Origin of the sequence: Cryobacterium sp. 10C3 (assembly GCF_034314285.1) — a bacterium.
Classification (GTDB): Bacteria; Actinomycetota; Actinomycetes; order Actinomycetales; family Microbacteriaceae; genus Cryobacterium; species Cryobacterium glucosi.
The window spans coordinates 744,318-766,148 of record NZ_JAVIWF010000002.1; the positions used below are offsets into that span (position 1 = coordinate 744,318).

Consider the following 21,831-nt stretch of genomic DNA (forward strand, 5'->3'; position numbering starts at 1 on the left):
TCCTGGAGGACGCCTCGCCGATCTGTTGCGATCCCCTGGGCGCTAGCGCCACGCTGGCCTTGGACGATGCGATGGCACTCGCGGTCCGCCTCAAGGCTCTGGCTGATCCCACCCGCCTGCAGCTCCTGGCCTACCTTCTGGCCCAGCCGGACCAGGAAGCGTGTACGTGCGACCTGGCCCCCGTTGTCAAGCTTTCTGAGCCAACGGTCAGTCACCACCTCAAGAAACTCGAAACCAGCGGCATCCTCACCAAGGAACGACACGGGATGAGTGTGCACTACCGCGTCGTTCCAGAGGCCATTCACGCCATCGCGCGCACGCTCGACACGGCTACCCGCGAACTGACCCAGGTAGTCTGAGCCGACCCGAGCGCAATCCTCACGTGAACGCCTGCGGTGCCCGTTCTATCGGCTCCTAGGTGCTCAGGGGCGCCAACTCTATCTGTGTCGCGAGCGCATAAGCGGTAGGTGCCGTTGAGAATCGCCGCACCAGCGTTCGCCCCATCCCATCCCTGGTCGTCGTCCAATAGGCGGCCTCTTCGCAAGCGTTCACGACCGGTAGGGCTTTCGAGCAGGCCGCTCGGACGAGGATCCCGTTTCCGGGCTGGCCGCACTCGTGGATGCTTCTCCAACCCTTGACGCTCGCTCGGTTCCCGACAGCGAACCGTGCGACAATCGCCACGCCGGATGCCGGATTGATCGAAGGGACCTCACAGTGGACGCGAACGAGTGGGATAGTCGTTACCGGCAGGCACGGGACGGCGACCACGCCAGGCTCTGGTCGGCCGTACCAGCAAAGCTCGTGCAGGACATTGTTTCGCCCTGGACCCCGGGGCTCGCCCTCGACATGGCCTCAGGTGACGGGCGTAACGCGATCTGGCTGGCCAGCCGCGGCTGGAACGTTACCGGGCTCGACTTCTCCGCCGAGGCAATTGGCCAGGCCCGGGAGCACGCGCGGGCGGCCGGCGTCGATGTGGACTGGCTGGTCGCAGATGCCACGACCTGGCAAACCGAAGAACGCTTTGACCTGGTAACAGTGATGTACCTGCACCTGCCGGAGGAACTGTTTCGAATCGTATTGGCCAGGGCGATTGGCTCGCTCGCTCCGGGCGGGCACCTCCTTGTCCTTGGTCACGACCGAGGCAACATCGACGCAGGCGGCCCTGGCCCTGGCAATCCCGACATTCTCTATACGCCCGAGCTCCTATCTTCGATCGTCGGACCAAAGCGGATCCTGCGCTGCGAGACCGTCAGCCGCGACCTGGCCACCGACCCCGAGTCCCCGGCTGAAACAGGTGGAGTCGCCCTCGACACGGTCCTCGTCGCCATCTGCTGAGGCGAGAGGGCAATTACCCTCCGAGGGCCCGCTTTTCGGAAGAGCTTTTCGTCCTGAGCCTGGGCCAGCATCGCGACCGCTTCCCGACCGGTCGCGCCGTCCAGCACAGTTCCTGATCGCCGCCGTGAGGTGCCGACGGCAAGATCGTCATGCGGGTTCGAATCCCGTTGAGGCCACAATTACCCGGTTCCCTCGAAATCAAGGGAACCGGGCTTTCTTGATTAAGTGGCGTCGCCAGCGTCCACGCAGCTCCTCGGCACGGGCCTGAGACCTTCATGGTGTTAGGCTGTGAATGTTCTTACGAACCTCATCAGGACGCGAGCGCGCAGCCCCAGCAAGACTGGAAGAGCCGCGGTCGTATGGTGAGGCCAGACGGATGCGGCCCCATGGTCGCTCCAGCTCACGCCGCTCAGCGGCGTCAGGGCCGGTCTCGGCCTACCCGCCCGATACAGCTAGCCCCCGACGTGCCGGCTGCGAAGCCGGTTTCGTCGTCGCGCTCGGAGAATCCGTGACCCAGATCGTTGCCGAACACGCACAGGAATTCGCCGCCTCGGCGGAGCACACAGCCTCGACATCCCCAGCACCCGAAATCGCCGTCAAGGCGGACCACCTGTACAAGGCATTCGGTCGCCGACCGCATGACATCGTCAAGAAACTCGAGGGCGGCGCGAGTCGTGAAGACCTCGCGCACCTCGGAACAGCCGCCGTGATCGATGCCTCTTTCGAGGTCCGGCGCGGCGAGATCTTCGTGGTGATGGGACTGTCCGGTTCGGGCAAGTCCACCCTGATTCGCATGCTCAACGGCCTGCTCGAGGCGACCTCCGGGACAGTGACCGTCGGTGACACCCGGATTACTGGACTCCCGGCCGCCAAGCTGCGCGATGTGCGTCGCCGGAGCGTGTCCATGGTCTTCCAGCACTTCGCCCTGCTACCCCACCGCAGCGTGATCGACAATGTGGCGTACGGCCTCGAGGTCCAGGGCATGCCTCGCGCGGAGCGCCTCGCGAAGGCCCGCACCATCATCCGCCTGGTGGGCCTGGACGGCTGGGCCGACAGCATGCCGTCCGAGTTGTCCGGCGGGATGCAGCAGAGGGTCGGCCTCGGTCGGGCGCTCGCCGCCGATACCGACGTTCTCCTGATGGACGAGGCGTTCTCGGCACTCGACCCGCTGATCCGCCGCGAGATGCAGGAACAGCTCATCGAGCTGCAGGCCGAACTCGGCAAGACCATCATTTTCATCACCCACGACCTCAACGAGGCGATGTTCCTGGGGGACCGGATCGCGGTCATGCGCGACGGTCGCATCGTGCAGATCGGCACCCCGGAAGACATCCTCACCGACCCGGCCAACGACTACGTCGCCCAGTTCGTTCAGGACGTCGACCGGGCCCGGGTGCTCACGGCCGGGAGCGTGATGGAGCCGGTGCGATCCATGGTCACCGTGACGTCCGGCCCGCGTGCCGCCCTGCGTACGATGCGCGACCTGCAGACCTCCGCCACGTTCGTGGTCGGGCGTGACCTCGGCTTCGTCGGGGTCGTACGTGACCGCGATGTGCTCAAGCAGGTCAAGGCCAGCCACCCGGACCTTCGCCCCATCATCAAGGAAGCAACGGCCGTTTCAGCGGATACCGCACTGGTCGACCTCGTCGAGCTGGCGGTGGAGAGCGACTTGCCGATCGCCGTCGTCGATGCGCGAAACCGTCTGCTCGGTGTCATCCCGCGAGTCACCCTGCTCGCCGCTTTCGGTAACGTCACCACCGCGACGGGGGAGGTGCCGGTCACCGAACCGCCATCGACCATCTCGCACCGCGTGATCACCGAAACCCTGCGCGAGACCGCGCTGGAAGGAGCACAGCTGTGAACGACTTCCGCATCCCGCTCGGCAGCTGGGCCGACGACTTCATCGCCTTCGTCACCGACAATTTCAGCTTTCTCTTCGATTTCGTGCGCACCATTTTCAACGGCGCCTACGAGTTCGTCGACCTCGTCCTTGCCTCACCGCCGTTCTGGGTGATCATCCTCGTGGCCGCTGCACTGGGCCTGATGGTCCGTGGCTGGAAATTCGCCGTGGGCGCCGTCATCGGCCTCATCGTCATCGTGGGTGTCGACCAGTGGCAGAACGCGATGGACTCGCTCGCCCTGGTCCTCGTGGCGAGCGTCCTCGCCATCCTGGTGAGCATCCCCCTGGGGATCCTGGCCGCCAAGTCCGCCCTGGCCTCCAAGATCATCCGGCCGATTCTCGACTTCATGCAGACCATGCCCGCGTTCGTCTACCTGATTCCCGCGCTGATCCTCTTCCGGGTGGGAGTCGTGCCCGGTATCGTGGCGACGATCATTTTCGCGATGGCACCGGGCGTCCGCCTGACCGAGCTCGGCATCCGCAGCGTTGATCACGAGGTCGTCGAGGCGGGCGAGGCATTCGGTGCATCCCCGGCGAGAATCCTGCGCCAGATCCAGCTCCCGTTGGCGATGCCGACCGTCATGGCCGGAATCAATCAGGTCATCATGCTTTCCCTGTCGATGGTCGTCATCGCGGGAATGGTCGGCGCCGGCGGTCTCGGCCAGCAGGTCGTGGCGAGTCTCAGCCGCATCGACGTGTCGCTGGGATTCGAAGCCGGACTGGCGGTCGTGATCCTGGCGATCTTCCTCGACCGGATGACCGCATCGCTCGGCACGGGAATCACACCGATCGGTCGTCTCCTTGCCGGGCGCAAGCACCGTCGGCAGGCCGCCGCAGTGGCGGCCGAGAGCCCGATCAGCGCGCCCGTCGCAGACGTGAAGACGCCGCAGCCCGCCGGAGTCTGACCTGCACCTGGCGGGGGTACCTCACACGGCACTCCGCGATTCCAGCCGGTCGAGTTCGTCCTGACCGGCACCCCCAATACTCACGGAGACACCTGTCTCCGTGTCGCACCCGGCCGCCTCGGCCGCCCGGCGCATCCGTCAACCCCGGTCACCCACAGCAGGTGACAAGACAGGAAGACACATGAAGAACCGTTCCCTCAGCATCATCGCCCTCGGAGCCGTCGGGCTTCTCGCTTTCACGGGCTGTGCAGCAACACCCGCGCAGACCGTCGGCAACGGCAACTCCGACAACAAAGACCTCACGATCGCCGTGTTCAACGGTTGGGACGAGGGTGTCGCGGCGTCCGAGCTCTGGAAGGCCATTCTGGACAAGCAGGGCTACAACGTCGAACTCGAGTACGCCGACGTCGCCGCGGTCTACGCGGGGCTGTCCACCGGCGACTACGACGTGAACCTCGACGTCTGGCTTCCGAACACCCACGCCACGTACCTCAAGCAATACGGTGACAAGATCACCGAACTCGCGGCCTGGAACACCGAGGCGAAGAACACCATCGCCGTGAACGCGGATGCACCGATCAACTCGATCGCGGAACTGGCCGCCAACGCCGACCTGTTCGGCAACAAGATCGTGGGAATCGAACCGGGGGCCGGCCTGACCGAGGCCGTCACGAACAAGACGATTCCGACCTACGGACTCGAGAACATGGACTACCAGACCTCGTCGACCGCCGCGATGCTCACCGAGCTCACGGCGGCCGCGAAGACCGGCGAGAACATCGCCGTGACCCTCTGGGAGCCGCACTGGGCGTATGGCTCCTTCGACCTGAAGAACCTCGAAGACCCCGAAGGCACCCTGGGGGCCACGGAGACCATCCACGCCTACGGCAAGAAGGACTTCGGCACTGACTTCCCGCAGGCCACCAAGTGGCTGTCCGGGTACAAGATGGACCTCGATCAGCTGTACTCGCTCGAGACCGCGATGTTCGTCGACTACGACGGCCAGGACTACGGCCCCATCGTTGCGAAGTGGATCGCGGACAATCAGGGCTACGTGGACTCGCTCACCAAGTAAGCCACTGTTGTGACGAACGGCCCGTGCTCCGGCACGGGCCGTTCGTGCGTTCGGGTGCGGAAGCCTGCCGTCTCAGGGCCTGGCCGTGACAGTTCGGAGAACGGCATTGAGCGTGAGCCAGCCGCGGAGCATTCCGGACGAATCGACGACGGGCAGGCCATCGCTCTCGCTGGCCGCAAGCACCCGATCCAGCACACTGTCCAGCGTGTCATCGGGGCTCGCGGAAGTGGGCGTCTCGATCAGGGCACTGAGGGTGATCGCGCTACTGTCGTCATCGTTGCCCAGGGAGTCGGATATGGCAGCGACGGTCACGATTCCGATGAACGTTCCGTCGCTATGAAGAACCGGCAGGGCGCGTTTGCCTGAATCGATGAGTATCCGCGCTCCTGCGGCGGGCGTGAGCCGGGAACTCACCGCATCGGGAGCATCCGTCATGACCTCACGCACGAGCGTGGAATGCAGCAGGATGCCACCGGGACCACCGTCGACGCTCACGCCGCGGCGACGAAGTTTGAGGGTGTAGATCGTGTCCCTGCTGAGAAGCCGGGACACGCCCGTCGCGATCACGATCGCGAGCAGCAAGGGAAGGATGATCGAGTATTCCCCGGTCAGTTCGAACAGGATGATGGCTGCCGTGATCGGGGCCCGCGTTGCCCCGGCGAAGACCGCGCCCATGCCGACCAGGGCAAACGTTCCGGTTTGCCCGGCGAACACGGGGAACACCATGCCGGCGACGTCGCCGAATGCGGCACCGAGCATCGCTCCGATGAAGAGTGACGGTGCGAACACTCCTCCGGAGCCGCCGATGCCGATGGTCAGGCTCGTCGCAACGACCTTGCCGACGAGCAACAGCGCAACGAAGCCTAGGGCATAGCCGCCCTGGACGCCCTTCTCCAGGACCGGGTAACCGACCCCGTACATCTGGGGCAAGGCAAAGAGCACCAGGCCGAGCACGAGGCCGCCGGAGACCGGCCGCAACCACTCCGGTTTGCCCCGCCAGGCCCAGTCGCAGAGGTCTTCCACGGCGTACAGGACCTTCGTGAACCCGACTCCGGTCAGGCCTGCCGCGAGTCCAAGCACTGCGAAGAGCGTGAACTCAGACGGGTTGACGATGGTGAACGTCGGCAGGCTGAGGAAGGGGTGATCGCCGAGGATCGAGCGGCCGACGATCGATGCGGTCACTGAGGCAAGGACGACCACGCCGAAGGAACGGGCGGCGAAATCCCTGAGCAGCAGTTCGAGGGCGAAAAAGACTCCGGCGATCGGAGCATTGAACGTGGCTGCGATCGCGCCTGCGGCGCCGCACGCGACGAGGGTTCTGAGCTGGGATTCGGGCAGCCGGACTGCCCGGCCAAGTGTGGAACCGAGTGCTGACCCGATTTGGACGATAGGGCCCTCGCGACCCACCGACCCACCGGAACCGATTGTGATGGCCGAAGCGAGCGACTTGACGATCGCAACTTTGCCGGGAATCCGGCCGCCCCGTTTGGTGATGGCGTACATGACCTCTGGAACGCCATGCCCCCGGGCTTCCGGTGCGAACTTGTTCACCAAGGGGCCGTAGAGGAGACCGCCAATGGCCGGAGCGACGATCACGAATGCGCCCCCCAACCACGGAACCCAGGGATTTGCCGGATGGCCGACGGAGGCTGAGTAATCGACCGTTCCCGTGAAAATCAGAGTCGCGGTGGCCACCAGCCAACGGAACGCAACTGCGCCGAAACCGACACCTGCGCCAACCACGACAGACATGAAAATGAGTCGTCCGGAGCCGGTGAGGATCCGGTTGAACCACGTGTGCAAGGGCTCCAACAAGAGGGATCTCATTCGTCCCCGCAGGCTCAGAGTGGGCTGTGCCATCAGGCTCCGTAATGTGCAATTAGACAATTGTTGCATGTGTGCAATAATCACGGTATCACTTGCCTGGAACGGGGTTTGACCGATGGACGTCCTCACTGAAGCCGACGCACGAGCGGCCGACGCGACCCTTGCCGCCTCCCGTGCCTTGCTCGGCGTCGTTGCCCGCTCGGTTGTGGCAACGCTGGACGTCGTTTCCCTGCCGCAGTTCCGGGTCCTGGTCTTGCTCAGTTCGACCGGCCCAACCCGGATGGGCGCTGTGGCGGAGCGAATGGGAGTCATCCCATCGACATTCAGCCGCTTCGTCGATCGCATGGTCGCCGGAGGCTGGGTGGAGCGGGCGGCCAGCCCCGACAGCCGGCGCGAGGTCCTCCTCGAACTCACCGAGAGTGGCAGGCGACTCGTAGACGACGCCACCGGACGACGCCGGTCGGATATCTCCACCATCCTGTCGAGAATGACGCCGGATCGACGGACCGTGCTTCAACACGCACTGCAAGCATTCGCGGATGCGGCAGGGGAGCCCCAGGCCGCGGATCTGCTGACCCTGGGGCTCTGAACGCTTCCAACTCAAGACAGATCGGTGTCAAGTTCTCCCCGTCTGGGACTCTTTTGTTTCCTCGGTTCCTGATATGGTGCTGCCGGCACGAGCGAGCGACTGGGGATCCGACCAGCCGTTCCGCACGATGAACAGTTGTGAGATGGGGGAAGAGTATGGCCTTGGCCGGGTTCGGTGTGGCGTGGTGAGCGAGTCGAACGCTGCGAACACGAGCGAGCCGGTTCGGCTGGCCAGGTCGACGCTGGACGCGGGCGACAAAGACCTGCGCGCGGTGGCCGACCATGCTTTCCAGGTGAACGGGAACACCCAGGCGGCCCTGCGACTGGCGATCACGCTCGGCGTTCGGCTCGACGGGGCGGGACCGGGCTCCGGGGGAACCGAACGGCTCTTCGACACGCTGGCCACGGTCGCGGCGGCAGACCTGACCGCTGCCCGCGTCGTGGAGGCGCACCTGGATGCGCTCTCGATCCTGGAACAGGCCGCTGAGTCCGGCAGTGGAATCCACGTCGAATCCGGGAACGGTCGGACGTGGGGTGTGTTCGCGGCGGAAGGACGCGGCACGCGCCTCGAGGCGCGCCAGACCGAGTCCGGCTGGCGGCTCGACGGTGTCAAGCCGTGGTGCTCGCTCGCCGGCGCCCTCAGCCACGCGCTCGTCACCGCGCACACCTCGGAGACCACGCGTCGCTTGTTCGCCGTCGACCTCCGCGTGCCGGGAATCACGGCGTCGGACGGCTCCTGGGTGGCCAGAGGACTCGCATCGCTTCCGAGTGGTCCGGTCGACTTTCGCGGCGTTCCGGCAGTGCCGGTCGGCGCAGACGGATGGTACCTCGATCGACCGGGCTTCGCGTGGGGAGGGATCGGGGTCGCAGCCTGCTGGTGGGGCGGGGCCGTCGGCGTCGCCAGACGCGTCTACCGGGAGGCCGGGGAACGCACGCCGGATCAGGTCAGTCTTGCTCATCTTGGCGCGATTGACATGCTGCTGACGGCATCGGGGCAGGCACTCGCGGCCGCTGCGAGCGCGATCGACGACGGGACCGCGACCGGCACACTCGGGGCCGTGCGTGCGGCGCGCGTGCGGGGGATCGTCGCGCGCACCGCAGAGCGGGTGATCGAGCGGGCCGGGCATGCCCTGGGGCCGGAACCCCTGGCCTTCGACGCGCGCCACGCCCAGCGTGTCGCCGATCTGCAGTTGTACATTCGACAGCATCACGCTGAGCGCGACGAGGCCAGGCTTGGAGCTCTGCTGCTCGATGGTGCTCGCGGAGTCTCACCGTGGTGATCTTCAGCCACCGGGACCTCGGCACTGCCGAGCAGGCCTGGGCCGGCGCTCCCTGGATCACGGCTGCGGCGCCGCTTGACCTCGACGACCTCGCCCGGCTGATCATCGTCGCGGCGCATCCCGACGACGAGACCCTCGGTGCCGGCGGGCTCCTCTCCGGTGCGACGCGACGCGGGATCCCGGTCGATGTCCTTGTCCTCAGCGACGGTGAAGCGTCCCACCCGGAATCCCCGACGCATAGCCAGGGTCGCCTTTCACGTGTGCGCAGGACAGAGGTGACGGATGCGGTGGCGCACCTGGCGCCATCCGCTCGCCTGCACTTCGCCGGACTGCCGGACGGCGACCTCGAGAGGAACAGGGAGGCGGCGGCGCGGGCGCTGGCATCCGTGCTCGGGCCGCCGTCTTCCGGCGCGGAGACGATCACGGAAGGCTCAGCCGCGGGCACCTGGATTGTCGCACCGTGGCGGGCCGACGGGCATCCCGACCACGCGCTCGCCGGCGACGTGGCAGCGGCCGGAGCGGCATGGTCGGGCGCCCGCCTGCTCGAAGTACCGATCTGGGCCTGGCACTGGGCGACAACCGGACGGGGAATGGCCGCTGGGCCTCATCCGCAGGTTCGATCTCTCTCCCGAGGACCACGCGCGGAAGCTGCAGGCGCTCGCGCTGCACCGCAGCCAGGTGCTGCCGTTGTCCGACGAACCCGGAGACGAGGCCGTCGTGCCGCCGGCGATGGCCGCCCATTTCGCGAGGGGTTCGAGATCTTCGTCGACGGCACCGCAGCGGAGGCACCGTCCCCGGATGCGAGCGGGACGGCGAGCCTGGCGAGATCTTTCTTCGACGAGTTCTACCGGGAGGCGCGAGACCCGTGGGGCTTCGAGACGCGCTGGTACGAACGTCGGAAACGCGCGCTGACCCTCGCTGCGCTGCCGCGCGAACGATTCGGTGCCGCCCTGGAGCTCGGCTGCTCGATCGGAGTACTCACGGCCGACCTCGCCGCCCGGTGCGACACCGTGATGGCCGTCGATATCGCGGAGCAACCGCTCTCGATTGCCCGCGAACGGCTCGCCGGGCGCCCCGGCGTCCGCTTCGCACGGATGACCCTGCCCGGTGAATGGCCCTCCGGAGTCTTCGACCTCATCGTCGTATCCGAAGTCGGCTACTACCTGGCGACCGCAGACCTGGAACGGTTCTTCCAGCGCTGCCGGGGCAGCCTCGCCCCCGGCGGAGTCCTCCTCGCCTGCCATTGGAGGCATCCGGTTCCCGAGTATCCGCTCAGCGGCGACCGGGTCCACGACATGCTCGCGACGGTGCCCGGCCTCGTGCGAACCGTCGAGCATCGCGAAAGTGACTTCCTGCTCGAGGTGTGGCAGCCCGAGCCGGCACGATCCGTGGCCCAGCACGAGGGACTCGTCCCATGATCGGGCCCGGTGAAATCGACCACCTGGTCATCGTCATCCCCGCGCACAACGAGGAGGAACTGCTTCCTCGGTGCCTCGCCGCGGTGGGGGCCGCGATCGAGCCAGTGGTCGCGACCCTCGATCCGGCGCCGCCGATCGTGTCGGTCGTGATCGTGCTCGACCGCTGTACGGACGGGACCGAGACCATTGCCGCGGGTTTTCCGGGCGTGCATCTGGTCCGCAGTAACACGGGAGGCGTCGGTGCGGCACGGCGTGCGGGCGTCCGCGGCGTCCTGAAGACCCCGGCGGACTTCACGGGTCGTACCTGGATCGCGTCGACGGATGCCGATTCAGCCGTCCCGGAGAACTGGCTCGCGAGCCAGCTTGCCTTCGCCAGGAACGATGTGCATCTTGTTCTCGGCACCGTCGAGCCGGACGAGTGCCTCGACGGCGAAATGCGCGCTCGCTGGGCGGCAGAGCAGTGGCTCGTCGAGGGACATCCGCACGTGCACGGGGCCAATCTCGGTGTGCGGGCAGACCGGTACCTCGCTGCCGGGGAATTCCCCGGTATCGACACCGACGAGGACATTGCACTCGTCGCGGCACTGCGGAGGCTGCGGGTGTGCGAGATCCGCACGGCACGCATCCCGGTTCGTACGAGTGGGCGACTCGTCGGACGCACGCCCGGGGGTTTCGCCGGCTACCTGCGCGCTCAGACCGCTCGCCTCCCCGTCATCATGGAGACGGGTGTTCTGCAGGTCGACGACGCCGGCGGCCTCCCGTGAGCGAATCACTCAGCCTGATATGTGGCCCAGAGCGCTTCCATCCAACGCTCTCGCGCCGATCCAGTCTTCCAGCTCGGCCGCAGGCACAGGGTGGGACATCAGGAAGCCCTGAGCGACATCGCAGCCGTAGCCGATGAGCTCCGAGTATGCCGTAGCGTCCTCCACGCCCTCGGCCACCATGCGCAGGCCGAGGCTGTGTGCCATGTCGATGGTCGAGACGACGAGGGCCGTTGCGCGAGGATCGTCCTTCATCGGGATGATGAAGGACTTGTCGAGTTTGAGCTCGTCGATCGGCAGGTCACGCAGGTACGCCAGGGAGCTGTACCCGGTCCCGAAGTCATCGATGGAGATCCGAATTCCCGTCGCCTGCAACCGGGTGAGGATGCTGCGCGCGCGTTCCCGGTCGGAGAGGAGGAAATCTTCGGTGATCTCCAGGACCAGCACTGTGGGGGACAGACCACGCGACGACAGCATCGCGCTGATCCGTTCGGGCAGCACCGTGTCGATCAGGGAACTCGGGGACATGTTGACCGCCATCGTCAGCGTCCGGCCCTGGCCAGACCAGGTTGCGGCCTGGTCAAGGGCCTCACGCAGCACGATCTCGGTCATCGCATGCATCAGCCCTGACTCCTCGACGAGATCGAGGAAATCGTCGGGTTGCAACAAACCCCTCGTCGGGTGGTTCCAGCGGACCAGGGCCTCGACCCCGCAGACGTCCCCGGTTTTGAGGTCGATCTTGGGCTGGTAGTGCAGCACCAGCTGGTCATCGACGAGCGCGAAGCGCAACTCCTCGAGCAGGTGCAGCCGATCCTCCCCGTGATTGTCGTCGGTGCCCCGGTAGACGTGGTGGCCGCTGTGGGTCGCCTTCGCCGTGTACATCGCCATGTCCGCCTTGCGGAGCAGCATGGTCAGGTCCTCGCCCTGGTCGGGGTACCCGGCGATCCCGATACTGGCGCTGGCCTGAACCGAGATGCCCGCGAGGATGAACGGCTGGGCCAGGGTCGCGCGCAGCTTCAAGGCCACCGCTTCCGCCCTGACCGAATCCGAACCGTCGAGAAAGATCACGAACTCGTCGCCGCCTACGCGCGCGAAGAGATCCTCGGTGCGCAGCTGACCGGAAATCCGGCCGGCGACCTGGAACAGGAGCAGGTCACCGACATCGTGACCGAGACTGTCGTTGACCTCCTTGAACTTGTCGAGGTCGAGAAGGAGGAGCGCGCTCGTCCGGTGCGGATTCGCGGCCAGCCGGGCGGGCACATCGGCGTAGAGGGCGCGGCGGTTGGGCAACCCCGTGAGCTCATCGGTCCGCGCCTGGCGATGCGCATCCGCAATACGGATGCGCTGGCGAAAGATCAGGGGCAGTGCCGCCACGGTGAGGGTCAGGGCCGCCAGGACGACGGCGAGCGGAGAGATCTTCAGCTGGGTTCCCATGATCAGGACCAGGAGACCCGCGGCCGTGGCGATCGCGGGAACCGTCTGTTCGGGGATCGCCCACGTCGACTGGCGAGGGTGCGAGCCGAGGCGGGCCTCCCTGTCGACCGAAGACGCGATCAGGGCGAGGCTCAGGGGCCAGCCGATGTCGAGGGGACTGCCGATGACGTAGAGGCCGTTCAGGTGCAGGGACACGCTGATGATGTCGGCGGCCGTGAAGACAGCGAGACCGAGAACAAGGAGGGTCCAGCCCGGGCCGATGGAGGTGCCGTGGGAGGCTGCAATCCCGACGAAGAAGGCCACCAGCAGGACATCTCCGAGCGGATACGCAAATGCGACGGTCGTGGCGAACGATCCCGGGGTCGCGAGGGCCGCCTTGAGGATCGGATCGAGCAGCACGGCCAACAGGGCGGCCGCACCGAGAGACCCGACGGCGCTGTCCAGGACGATCGGAGACGCGAGACCCCGGATTGTGCGCCTCGCGAGAACGACGAGTGCCGCGAACATGAGCGGGTAGAAGCCGAGGAAGCCGACATCCGCCCAGGACGGACGCGGCAGGGATTCGCCTCCGGTCGTCGCCAGTGCGAAGAACGTGTCTCCGGCCGCCAGGACCGTCACGGCGGCGGTCATCAGGTGCAGGTCCCTGCGCCGGGACCGTGTCCGGCCGATCGCAATCCAGCACACGACGACGGGAATCCACAACGCGAAGAATCCGAGTACGAGCGAACTCACGTCGCCTGCGGTACCGAAGATCGTGGCGACAGCGAAGGCAGCCACAATCAGCCCGAGGGTCCAGTTCGGCCATCGGCCGAATCGGCTCGTCCCTCGAGACGCGCTGACGCGCTCCGTGCTGGTATCGGCTGGCATAGATCTCCCTCTCGATAAACCTAGCTGCGTCGGTCGCCTTCGAAATGAACCCCGGCGTGCGGCATCTTCGGGATAGATTGGTCCCGGGGGAGCCAGTGCGGCAGCGAATTTGCCGCATGGCCGGGCATAAAATTGGGGGATACGTGTACGGAAAACCAAATACCAGGCGGAATTTTGAAGCGGTCGGCGGATTGCTGGGTTTTGTCGGGATGAGTGTCGTTGCCGGTGTTCTCGTGGCGGCCGCGGTTACTCCCGCCCTGGGCCTCTCCGGCCTTGCTGCGACAAACGCGATCACTGTTTTCGAGAACCTGCCCGATTACCTGAAGATCGACCAGCTCTCGCAGAAGAGCAACATCTACGCGACCACGAGCACCGGCGTCCCCTATCTCCTGGCCTCGTTCTACGACCAGAACCGCGTCGAGGTCGCCTCGGATGCGATCAACCAGTTCGTCAAGGATGCCGCGACCTCCGGTGAAGACCCCCGGTTCTACGACCACGGCGGCATCGACCTGCAGGGCACAGTGACCGGGATCGTCACGACTGTCGCCACCGGTGATGTTCGCGGTGGGTCTTCGATCACCCAGCAGTACGTGAAGAACGTGCTCGTGCAGAAGTGCGAAGTGCTCACGGATACGCAGAAGAAGTCGGACTGTTATGACGCCGCGATCGCCAAGACTCCTGATCGCAAGCTCAAGGAGATGCGCCTCGCGATCGGCGTGGAGAAGAAGTACGCGAAGGACGACATCCTCCGCCAGTACCTGAACATCACCGGCTTCGGCGGCACCGTCTACGGCATCGAGTCCGCCGCGGAGTACTACTTCGGTTCGACGGCGGCGACGCTGACGCTCCCGCAGGCCGCGAGCCTCGTCGCGATCGTGAACAACCCGGTCAAGTTTCAGCTCGACCAGCCCGACAGCGAGACCAACGGCGCCGCGAACGGCTACGCCGCGAACAAGGACCGCCGCGACTACATCCTCGACCAGATGCTCAAGTACGGCAAGATCAACCAGGCCGACCACGATGCCGCGATCGCCACGGCCATCGAGCCCAGCATCCACGTGCCCTCGACCGGCTGCCAGACCGCCGGCGGCAGTGCCTTCTTCTGCGACCTCGTCGTGAATACCCTGCAGAACGACCCGACCTTCGGAGCCGACGACACCACCCGGATGGCCAACTTCCGCCGCGGCGGGTTCAACGTCTACACGACCCTCGACCTCGACATGCAGCAGGCCGCCGAGGCCACGATGAAGGCCAACGTTCCTGACACCTACCCCGGCTGGGACGTCGGTGGCGTGATCGTCAGCGTCGGAGTCGGCACCGGCAAGGTTCTCGCCATGACGCAGAACAAGGACTACAGCCAGGACCCGGATGTGCCGATCACCGGGTCGAACCTGACCGGGATCAACTACAACACCAACGTCGACCAGGGCGGTTCCCACGGGTTCCAGCCCGGATCGACGTACAAGGTGTTCACCCTCGCCGAGTGGCTGACCGAGGGCCACTCGCTCAACGAGCGGGTCGACTCCCGGCGCAAGGCCAACTGGGGCACCTTCCGCGACAGCTGCGCGACCGGCGGCACCGTGAGCTTCCCCGGCTACAACCCCAAGAACGACTCGAACGAATCCGGCGCCAACTACAGCGCCCTGCAGTCGACGATCGGGTCCATCAACACCGGCTTCATCGGCATGGCCAAGAAACTCGACCTGTGCGGCATCCGCAAGACCGCCGAGGCCTTCGACGTCACGCGCGCCGACGGCGCCCCGCTCGAGCAGGGTGCCTCAGCGGTGCTCGGCACCAACGAGGTCGCGCCCCTGAGCATGGCGGTCGCCTTCGCCGGCATCGCCAACAAGGGCACCACCTGCAGCCCGATCGTGATCGACCACATCACCGGCTCCGACGGAACGGCGCTTGCCGTGCCGCAGTCGGCGTGCCACCAGTCGGTCGATCCGAACGTCGCCGCCGGCATGACGACCGCGATGCAGCAGGTCATGGCGAGCGGAACCGGATCCGCCTCGTTCAAGGCGACCAGTCCGAAGTCGCCGATGATCGGCAAGACCGGGACCACAGACGGCAACAAGGACACCTGGATGAGCGGGGCGAGCACGACCGTCGCCACCGTCGCCGGCGTGATGAGCGTCACGGGTGACAGGGATCAGCGCACCACCTCCTTCAACGGCCAGCAGGCCGCGACGGCACGGCATCGGATGTGGCCGGACGTGATGAGCGTCGCGAATGCGAAGTATCCCGGCGTTGCCTTTCCCGCGGCCTCCGGCGCGGTGATCAACGCCGCCCAGGTGTCCATTCCTGACCTCCGCGGCAAGAGCCTCAGCCAGGCGCAGTCGACCCTGGAATCCGCAGGCTTCCTCTTCGTGAATGGCGGAACCATCGACTCCGAGCTGCCTGCCGGCGTTGTCGCGAACACCGAGCCCGGTGGGGGAGCAAGCGCGGCCCGCGGCGCTGCCGTGACGGTGCGCACGAGCAACGCCGCGCTCGTCGTCGTACCGGACGTCTCGGGCAAACGTGAAGTCGAAGCCCGCGCCGCCCTGTCGAACTTCACCGTGGTGAAGAACGAAACCGATGTGAAAGACCCCGCTCTCGTCGGCACGGTCGTCACGACGTCGCCACCGGCCGGCAGCGCCGCCAGACCTGGGGATGCCGTCACGATCGTCGTCGGCCGGCTGGCCGCCGCGGGAGGCTGAGCCGGCGCACTGTCTGCGCTCACTTCGGCGCGAGGAGAAGATCAGCTGCTGGGCCCGCGAGGCTCCCGGCCGGACAGGACCCCGGCGAACAGCAGGGTGAGCACACCGGCCACAGGCACGACGAGCAGGCCGAGCCGGAGCGAGGACGCGTCGGCGATCGCGCCGACCACGGGCGGCGAGACGAGGAAACCGACCCTGAGAAGCCAGGCGAGGATCGTCAGCCCGGAGCCAGGGCGGAAGCCAGGAAGCTCGTCCGCCGCATGCATGGCCGCCGGGATCAGGGTCGCGACCCCGAGTCCTGCGAGGCCGAATCCGACCACGGTGCCCAGGACCGACGGGACCAGGAGGGCGCTTCCCATGCCGACACAGACGATCACCCCGCCCGTTCTCGCGACCGCGCGCTGGCCGAACCGGTCGACGAGCCGATCGCCGAGCATCCGCCCGATGAACTGCATGCCCTGGAGCGCGATGAAGCCGAGGCCCGCGACGAAGGCTGATGCGCCGAGGTCGACGGAGAGGTAAATGGCCGACCAGGAGCTGCCGGCGTCCTCGACGATGGCCCCGACGCCGCGATGAGCACGAGGGCGAGGAGCACCGCGTATTTCGCCAACACGCCCACCGCTCGTCCGGTGCGCGTCTGCACGCCGGCCGAAACATTGGCGGCACGCGTCTCGTCCGGTTCGGGGCCGGACAGGAGCATGCGGTACGACAGCGCGGCCAGGATGCTGAACAGCACGGCGGAGAGCGTGAGGTGCACGGCCAGGGGAATGCCGAGCCCGGCGGCGAGGGACCCGAGTGCGCCGCCGGATACCGCACCGATGCTCCAGACAGCGTGGAACGAGTTGAGGATGGAGCGTTTGTACAGTCGCTGCACCCTCAGCGCGTGTGAGTTCTGGGCGACGTCGGTGATCGAGTCCATCGCGCCGGCCAGGAACAATCCGGCCGCGAGCGGAAGCCAGGCCGGGGCCACCCCGGCAAGCAGGATGCCGACCGCGGTGAACACCGTGGCGACGATCGCCACCCGGGAGGAGCGGAACCGGCGCACGAGCATCCCGGCCGTCAACCCGGCGATGAGCGCGCCGAGCGGGTATGCGGCGACCGCGAAGCCGAATTCCGCGTTCGTGAGGCCGAGGTCGGCCTTGATCTGGGGATAGCGCGGCAACAGGTTCGCAAAGATCGCACCGTTGGTGAAGAAGAGCACGCCGACCGCTATGCGGGCACGGCGGGCCGCTACCGGCGGCCGCGAGACCGAGGCAGGGGAGGAGCCGCCCGGACCTGAGGTCTCCGCGGTGGTCTCGCTCGTGGTCTCGCCCGTGGTCTCATCCGTGCTCTCAACGTTCACGGTCGAAGGCTACAGGCTTGCGGCAACGCCATCCGCTGGCGGGCGCTGGAGGAGCTCGATCAGCAGGATCGCGACGAGGGCGGTGACGGCGGTGCCGATGATCACGCCCGGCGACAGCGGGCGGACGAACAGCACGACGGCCCCGGCCACAAGCGCAACGACGACCCGCGCGTATCGCCGCACGGAGTACAGCCAGACCCCGAACGGTCCCGTGGTTCCTCCTCGACGTTCCGCCGACGAGCGGATGCTCCTGGCAGAGTCCACGGTCAGCCGGCGGACCACGATCGCGCCGCGGAAGGGCCCGGCCAGGTACGCCACCACGGCGACGGTCACGCCTGCGGTCCCCACAGCCAGCGCTGTCGCGCTGATGAACGGCACGATCGCGTCGTAGGTGGCGAGTGCGGCATCCCGGGGCAGGTACTGCGGCGAGACGGAGCCTGCGAAGAGGATGCGCCCGACGGAGATTCCCGTCGCCAGCACGGCCATCGAGAGCGCGAGCAGGAGACCCGCCCAGATCAGCGCCCGTGCCTTCCGCCTGGCCACGACGACACCGGCCGCCAGGAGGACCAGGCTCACCCACGGCAGCACGAACCCCAGGACGTCGAGGAGCTGATAGGCGACCCGTGCCTGGACAAGGGAGTCGGACTGGGCGACCTGGATGGTGCGGTTGATCTCCGGGATCCGATCGGCGAGAGCGAAGCCCTGGGCGACAAGGGCGCTCTTCACCGCGGCGATGAGCGGCGCCAGCTGGATGCCGACCTCACCCTGGGTTCCGATGGTGAGCGGCCCGCCCGTATCGCCCTGAAGCGCCGCGATGACCTGGGAATGACTGACCCGCAGGGTCTGCTCCCAGATGTTCGCGAAGGCGTCCGAAGCGATCAGCCGCTGTGTCGCCGTGCGGACCAGCGACCGCGCACCCTCGATGGCCGGCTGCTTGAGCAGGCCGAGGGCTGTCTGGGCCCTCGGCGGCAGGTTGAGCTGGGCGATTCCGTCGAACAGGTCCGTTGCGATGCTCTCGAAGTCGACCTGGTCGTCGATCACCGTGGAGATCTGGTCAACGAGGAACGCCTGGAATGCCGGGTCATCCGCAAGAGGCGACAGGGTGGCCACGAATCGGCCGGTGTCGGTGACCTCGGTTTTGGTCCACGCGGCGACGACGGCGACCGGGGCGAGAATGACGCCGACGGCGATCAGGAGCGCGGCAAAGAATGCGCGCAGCCGGAGCGATGCCTTGGTGGGTTCAGACACGCCGGGAGTGCTCGGCGGTGCGGGCTGCAGCCGGGCCTGCAAGTGCGCGACCTGGGCCGAAAGTCGTTCGATTTGCTGCTCGGGGGTTTCGATCTGCGCCATCGGGTCCGTGCCTCTCGAGAGTGCGCGCCACTCTCCGGCGCAGGCACATTATGGCGCGGTCCGTCGGATTCGGCACGGAAATCCGCTAGGCTTACCCCCGTGAAGGGGAGTATCCCTCAAAGCCCACTGGGTTTAGTGATCTGATCGTCAACACGGACCGCGGTGCAGGGGTTCCGGTCGGATCGGCGGCATCTTTTGTCGCGGGAGAGACTTTCAGGTTCTCTGCCTGCCCTCCCTCTCCTCGAAAGGCCCCTCCGTGGATCTCGCCCTTCCCCTCTGGTTCGAAATCGGCTCCCTGGTCATCCTGACCCTGGTCCTGGTCGGCGACCTGCTGATCGTGTACAAGCGCCCGCACGTGCCCTCGATGCGCGAGGCCAGCCTGTGGGTCGTCTTCTACGTCGTGCTCGCCCTGCTGTTCGCGCTTGCGATGCTGCTCCTGGCCGATGCCGAACACGCCGGTCAGTTCCTCGCCGGCTGGCTCACCGAGTACAGCCTCAGCATCGACAATCTCTTCGTCTTCGTCATCATCATGGCGAGATTCTCCGTGCCGCGGAAATACCAGCAGGAAGTACTGATGGTGGGCATCATCATCGCGCTCGTCCTGCGCCTGATCTTCATCCTTCTCGGGGCGTCCCTCATCGAGAACTTCAGTTGGATCTTCTACATCTTCGGCGCTTTCCTTCTCTATACGGCCGTGCATCAGGCCGTCGCCAAGGAACCGGACGCGAACGAGGCCGACAACGCGTTCGTGAAGATGATCCGTCGCCGCCTGCGGATCTCCCCGACCTTCGACGGGTCGAAGATCCGCACCACCGTCAAGGGACGCCGGGTCTTCACCCCGATGCTGATCGTCTTCATCGCAATCGGCACGACGGACCTCGTGTTCGCCCTCGACTCGATCCCCGCCATCTTCGGTATCACGACGAGCCCGTTCATCGTGTTCACGGCCAACGTCTTCGCCCTGATGGGACTCCGGCAGCTCTACTTCCTGCTCGGCGGCCTGCTCGAACGGCTCGTGTACCTCAAGTACGGCATCGCCTTCATCCTGTTCTTCATCGGAGTCAAGCTCGTCTCGCACGCGCTCCACACCAATGAGGTCGCGTTCATCAACGGCGGCCATGGTGTGGGCTGGGCGCCGGAGATCGACACCTGGACGTCGCTCGGCGTGATCGTGGTCTCGATGGCCGTCGCCACGGTCGCGAGCCTGATCAAGGCGAACCGGGACGCCCGCGCCCGCGGCCACAGTCTCGGCGAGGAACTGTCGCTCACCACGAAAGAATAGCGCGGGCGCGACGTGTCCTGGCGGCGCGAAAAGTCCCCCCGAATTGGTACCGTGGGTCTCTGACGCCTTGTCGAGGCGCGATCGGGTCGGCTCGGAACACGCGCCGCAGCACGAGGGAGTACCGGCTTGGTCCAGAGCGCAGACACGATGACCCTCCCAACGGTGACGGTCTCGTTCACCGTCGGCGCACGCAGCGAGGTCGGCCAGGTCCGGCAGCTCAATGAGGACAGCTTCATGGCGCACTCTCCGGTCTTTCTCGTGGCCGACGGGATGGGCGGGCACGCCCACGGCGACGAGGCGAGCCAGACCGTCCTGAGAGTCTTCGAAGAACACATCGAGGCTGGCCGTCCTTCAACCCCCGAGCGCATCCTCGACGCCATCCACTCGTCCAACGACGCGGTGCGCGACCTGAGCGGCGCGGAGGACTTCGGAACCGCGGTGAGCGGCACGACGCTGGCCGGGGTTGCCTTCGTCGATGCCGGTGCGGACATCGGCCTGCACTGGATGGCCTTCAACGTGGGCGACTCCCGCATCTACACGTGGGACGGGGTTCACCTCGCCCAGCTGTCCGTCGACCACTCCGCGGTGCAGGAACTCGTCGACGCGGGACTGATCACGCCTCGGTCCGCCGAACTGCACCCCGAACGGAACATCATCACGAGGGCGATCGGAACCGATGAGTTCGTCGACGCTGATGTCTGGCTCGTGCCGGCATCCGGTCACCGTGCCTTCCTGATCTGTTCCGACGGCCTCACCAAGGAGCTCGAGCCTGACGACATCTCGAGGCTCCTCGCCGAGCAGCAGGCCAACGGCCAGCAGGCCGTTGTGGACGCCCTCGTCGACGAGGCGCTCGCGCGCGGCGGGCACGACAATGTCACGGTCGTCTTCGTCGAATCGGTCGTGTCACCGTCGTGACCTTCGGCGAAGACTCGGCGCGAAGTGTTAGCCTGTCCGGGTGCTGTTCGGTCGACTCCTTCTTATCTGCCGCGACGAGTCCCAATTCTGAGGCCTCCCTCGTCGCGGAGACTGTCGTTGGCTGCCATCAAATCTTGAGGAAGACGCACACACATGACTAACGCATCGATGTCCGGCGAACGCCCGCGGACCCTGGCCGAGAAGGTCTGGGACAAACACCTGGTCAGCAAGGGTTCCGACGGCACCCCGGATCTCATCTACATCGACCTGCACCTCGTGCACGAGGTCACGAGCCCGCAAGCGTTCGATGGGCTGCGCCTCGCCGGGCGCCCGCTGCGCCGACCGGACCTGACGATCGCGACCGAGGATCACAACACTCCGACGCTCGCCATCGACCGGCCGATCAAGGACCTGACGAGCCGCACCCAGATCGAGACGCTCCGCCGCAATTGCGAGGAATTCGGTGTGCGGCTGCACTCGCTCGGCGACATCGAGCAGGGCATCGTGCACGTCGTCGGACCCCAGCTCGGGCTCACCCAACCGGGCATCACCGTCGTCTGCGGCGACTCGCACACCTCCACGCACGGCGCCTTCGGGGCGATGGCCCTCGGCATCGGCACGAGCGAGGTCGAACACGTCATGGCCACCCAGACCCTGCCCCTGCAGCCGTTCAAGACCATGGCCATCACCGTCGAAGGCGCCCTGCGCCCCGGCGTCACCGCCAAGGACGTGATCCTCGCCGTGATCGGCGAAGATCGGCACCGGCGGGCGGACAGTGGCTACGTGCTATCGAATACCGCAGGCAGCGCGATCCGCGACCTGTCTCGATCGAAGGGCGTATGACCATCTGCAA

Annotated in this window: 16 protein-coding genes and 1 pseudogene; 13 read left to right on the plus strand and 4 right to left on the minus strand. The window is 66.5% G+C overall.

The features are described from left to right. Window positions 1-71 precede the first annotated feature (71 nt). From RGU41_RS04160 to RGU41_RS04180, 5 genes are all read left to right on the plus strand, one after another. Window positions 72-359 carry a metalloregulator ArsR/SmtB family transcription factor gene (locus tag RGU41_RS04160; RefSeq protein WP_322135629.1) on the plus strand — a complete coding sequence of 96 codons (288 nt, stop codon included), beginning with the start codon at window positions 72-74 and terminating at the stop codon, window positions 357-359. A 355-nt stretch (window positions 360-714) separates the two neighbouring features. Next, window positions 715-1,335: a class I SAM-dependent methyltransferase gene (locus RGU41_RS04165; protein ID WP_322135630.1), complete on the plus strand. Its 621-nt coding sequence runs from the start codon at window positions 715-717 to the stop codon at window positions 1,333-1,335. Window positions 1,336-1,924: 589 nt separating this feature from the next. Then, window positions 1,925-3,196, plus strand: coding sequence for a glycine betaine/L-proline ABC transporter ATP-binding protein (locus RGU41_RS04170; protein WP_322137295.1), 1,272 nt, complete (start codon window positions 1,925-1,927; stop codon window positions 3,194-3,196). Next, complete coding sequence (locus tag RGU41_RS04175; RefSeq protein WP_134447490.1) at window positions 3,193-4,140, plus strand: ABC transporter permease; 948 nt, start codon at window positions 3,193-3,195, stop codon at window positions 4,138-4,140. Before RGU41_RS04170 ends, RGU41_RS04175 begins: the two co-directional genes overlap by 4 nt. A 181-nt stretch (window positions 4,141-4,321) precedes the next feature. Then, window positions 4,322-5,215: a glycine betaine ABC transporter substrate-binding protein gene (locus tag RGU41_RS04180; RefSeq protein WP_134447492.1), complete on the plus strand. Its 894-nt coding sequence runs from the start codon at window positions 4,322-4,324 to the stop codon at window positions 5,213-5,215. Between the two features lie 72 nt (window positions 5,216-5,287). Here the strand turns inward: RGU41_RS04180 and RGU41_RS04185 are convergent, their stop codons facing one another. After that, on the minus strand, window positions 5,288-6,811 hold the full coding sequence (locus RGU41_RS04185) for a chloride channel protein (protein ID WP_322135631.1): 1,524 nt from the start codon (window positions 6,809-6,811) through the stop codon (window positions 5,288-5,290). Window positions 6,812-7,157: 346 nt separating this feature from the next. On the opposite strand from RGU41_RS04185, the gene RGU41_RS04190 reads away from it, so the two are divergent. The 4 genes from RGU41_RS04190 (at window position 7,158) to RGU41_RS04205 (ending at window position 11,092) form a co-directional block, all read left to right on the plus strand. Next, entirely contained in the window at window positions 7,158-7,631 is a 474-nt protein-coding gene (locus RGU41_RS04190) for a MarR family winged helix-turn-helix transcriptional regulator (RefSeq protein ID WP_134447496.1), read from the plus strand. A 184-nt stretch (window positions 7,632-7,815) separates the two neighbouring features. Beyond that, on the plus strand, window positions 7,816-8,910 hold the full coding sequence (locus RGU41_RS04195) for an acyl-CoA dehydrogenase (RefSeq protein WP_322135632.1): 1,095 nt from the start codon (window positions 7,816-7,818) through the stop codon (window positions 8,908-8,910). Further along, on the plus strand, window positions 8,904-10,328 hold the full coding sequence (locus RGU41_RS04200) for a bifunctional PIG-L family deacetylase/class I SAM-dependent methyltransferase (RefSeq protein ID WP_322135633.1): 1,425 nt from the start codon (window positions 8,904-8,906) through the stop codon (window positions 10,326-10,328). Before RGU41_RS04195 ends, RGU41_RS04200 begins: the two co-directional genes overlap by 7 nt. Beyond that, window positions 10,325-11,092: a glycosyltransferase gene (locus RGU41_RS04205; RefSeq protein WP_322135634.1), complete on the plus strand. Its 768-nt coding sequence runs from the start codon at window positions 10,325-10,327 to the stop codon at window positions 11,090-11,092. Before RGU41_RS04200 ends, RGU41_RS04205 begins: the two co-directional genes overlap by 4 nt. A gap of 9 nt (window positions 11,093-11,101) precedes the next feature. On the opposite strand, the gene RGU41_RS04210 is transcribed toward RGU41_RS04205, so the two are convergent. Continuing rightward, window positions 11,102-13,390, minus strand: coding sequence for a putative bifunctional diguanylate cyclase/phosphodiesterase (locus RGU41_RS04210; RefSeq protein WP_322135635.1), 2,289 nt, complete (start codon window positions 13,388-13,390; stop codon window positions 11,102-11,104). A gap of 209 nt (window positions 13,391-13,599) precedes the next feature. On the opposite strand from RGU41_RS04210, the gene RGU41_RS04215 reads away from it, so the two are divergent. Beyond that, window positions 13,600-16,089 carry a transglycosylase domain-containing protein gene (locus tag RGU41_RS04215; RefSeq protein WP_322135636.1) on the plus strand — a complete coding sequence of 830 codons (2,490 nt, stop codon included), beginning with the start codon at window positions 13,600-13,602 and terminating at the stop codon, window positions 16,087-16,089. Between the two features lie 41 nt (window positions 16,090-16,130). On the opposite strand, the pseudogene RGU41_RS04220 reads toward RGU41_RS04215, so the two are convergent. Together RGU41_RS04220 and RGU41_RS04225 are read right to left on the minus strand one after the other, a co-directional pair. Further along, window positions 16,131-17,302, minus strand: a pseudogene (locus RGU41_RS04220) (MFS transporter). Between the two features lie 138 nt (window positions 17,303-17,440). Further along, on the minus strand, window positions 17,441-18,781 hold the full coding sequence (locus RGU41_RS04225; protein WP_134447522.1) for a hypothetical protein: 1,341 nt from the start codon (window positions 18,779-18,781) through the stop codon (window positions 17,441-17,443). Window positions 18,782-19,037: 256 nt separating this feature from the next. Between RGU41_RS04225 and RGU41_RS04230 the strand changes: the two genes are divergently transcribed. The 3 genes from RGU41_RS04230 (at window position 19,038) to RGU41_RS20735 (ending at window position 21,821) form a co-directional block, all read left to right on the plus strand. Continuing rightward, entirely contained in the window at window positions 19,038-20,063 is a 1,026-nt protein-coding gene (locus tag RGU41_RS04230; protein ID WP_134447524.1) for a TerC family protein, read from the plus strand. A 126-nt stretch (window positions 20,064-20,189) separates the two neighbouring features. Further along, a complete protein-coding gene (locus RGU41_RS04235) occupies window positions 20,190-20,978 on the plus strand; it encodes a PP2C family protein-serine/threonine phosphatase (RefSeq protein ID WP_241975532.1) in 789 nt (262 codons plus the stop codon). Between the two features lie 153 nt (window positions 20,979-21,131). Then, entirely contained in the window at window positions 21,132-21,821 is a 690-nt protein-coding gene (locus tag RGU41_RS20735; RefSeq protein ID WP_416173135.1) for an aconitase family protein, read from the plus strand. The last annotated feature ends 10 nt before the right edge of the window (window positions 21,822-21,831 follow it).

Excerpts from the sequence above, each read along its gene's own strand:
- RGU41_RS04160 (WP_322135629.1), top strand. The coding sequence starts at position 72 with ATGGCACTCGCGGTCCGCCTCAAGGCTCTGGCTGATCCCACCCGCCTG.
- RGU41_RS04180 (WP_134447492.1), top strand. The coding sequence starts at position 4,322 with ATGAAGAACCGTTCCCTCAGCATCATCGCCCTCGGAGCCGTCGGGCTT.
- RGU41_RS04190 (WP_134447496.1), top strand. The coding sequence starts at position 7,158 with ATGGACGTCCTCACTGAAGCCGACGCACGAGCGGCCGACGCGACCCTT.
- RGU41_RS04205 (WP_322135634.1), top strand. The coding sequence starts at position 10,325 with ATGATCGGGCCCGGTGAAATCGACCACCTGGTCATCGTCATCCCCGCG.
- RGU41_RS04210 (WP_322135635.1), bottom strand. The coding sequence starts at position 13,390 with ATGCCAGCCGATACCAGCACGGAGCGCGTCAGCGCGTCTCGAGGGACG.
- RGU41_RS04215 (WP_322135636.1), top strand. The coding sequence starts at position 13,600 with ATGAGTGTCGTTGCCGGTGTTCTCGTGGCGGCCGCGGTTACTCCCGCC.
- RGU41_RS04225 (WP_134447522.1), bottom strand. The coding sequence starts at position 18,781 with ATGGCGCAGATCGAAACCCCCGAGCAGCAAATCGAACGACTTTCGGCC.
- RGU41_RS20735 (WP_416173135.1), top strand. The coding sequence starts at position 21,132 with ATGACTAACGCATCGATGTCCGGCGAACGCCCGCGGACCCTGGCCGAG.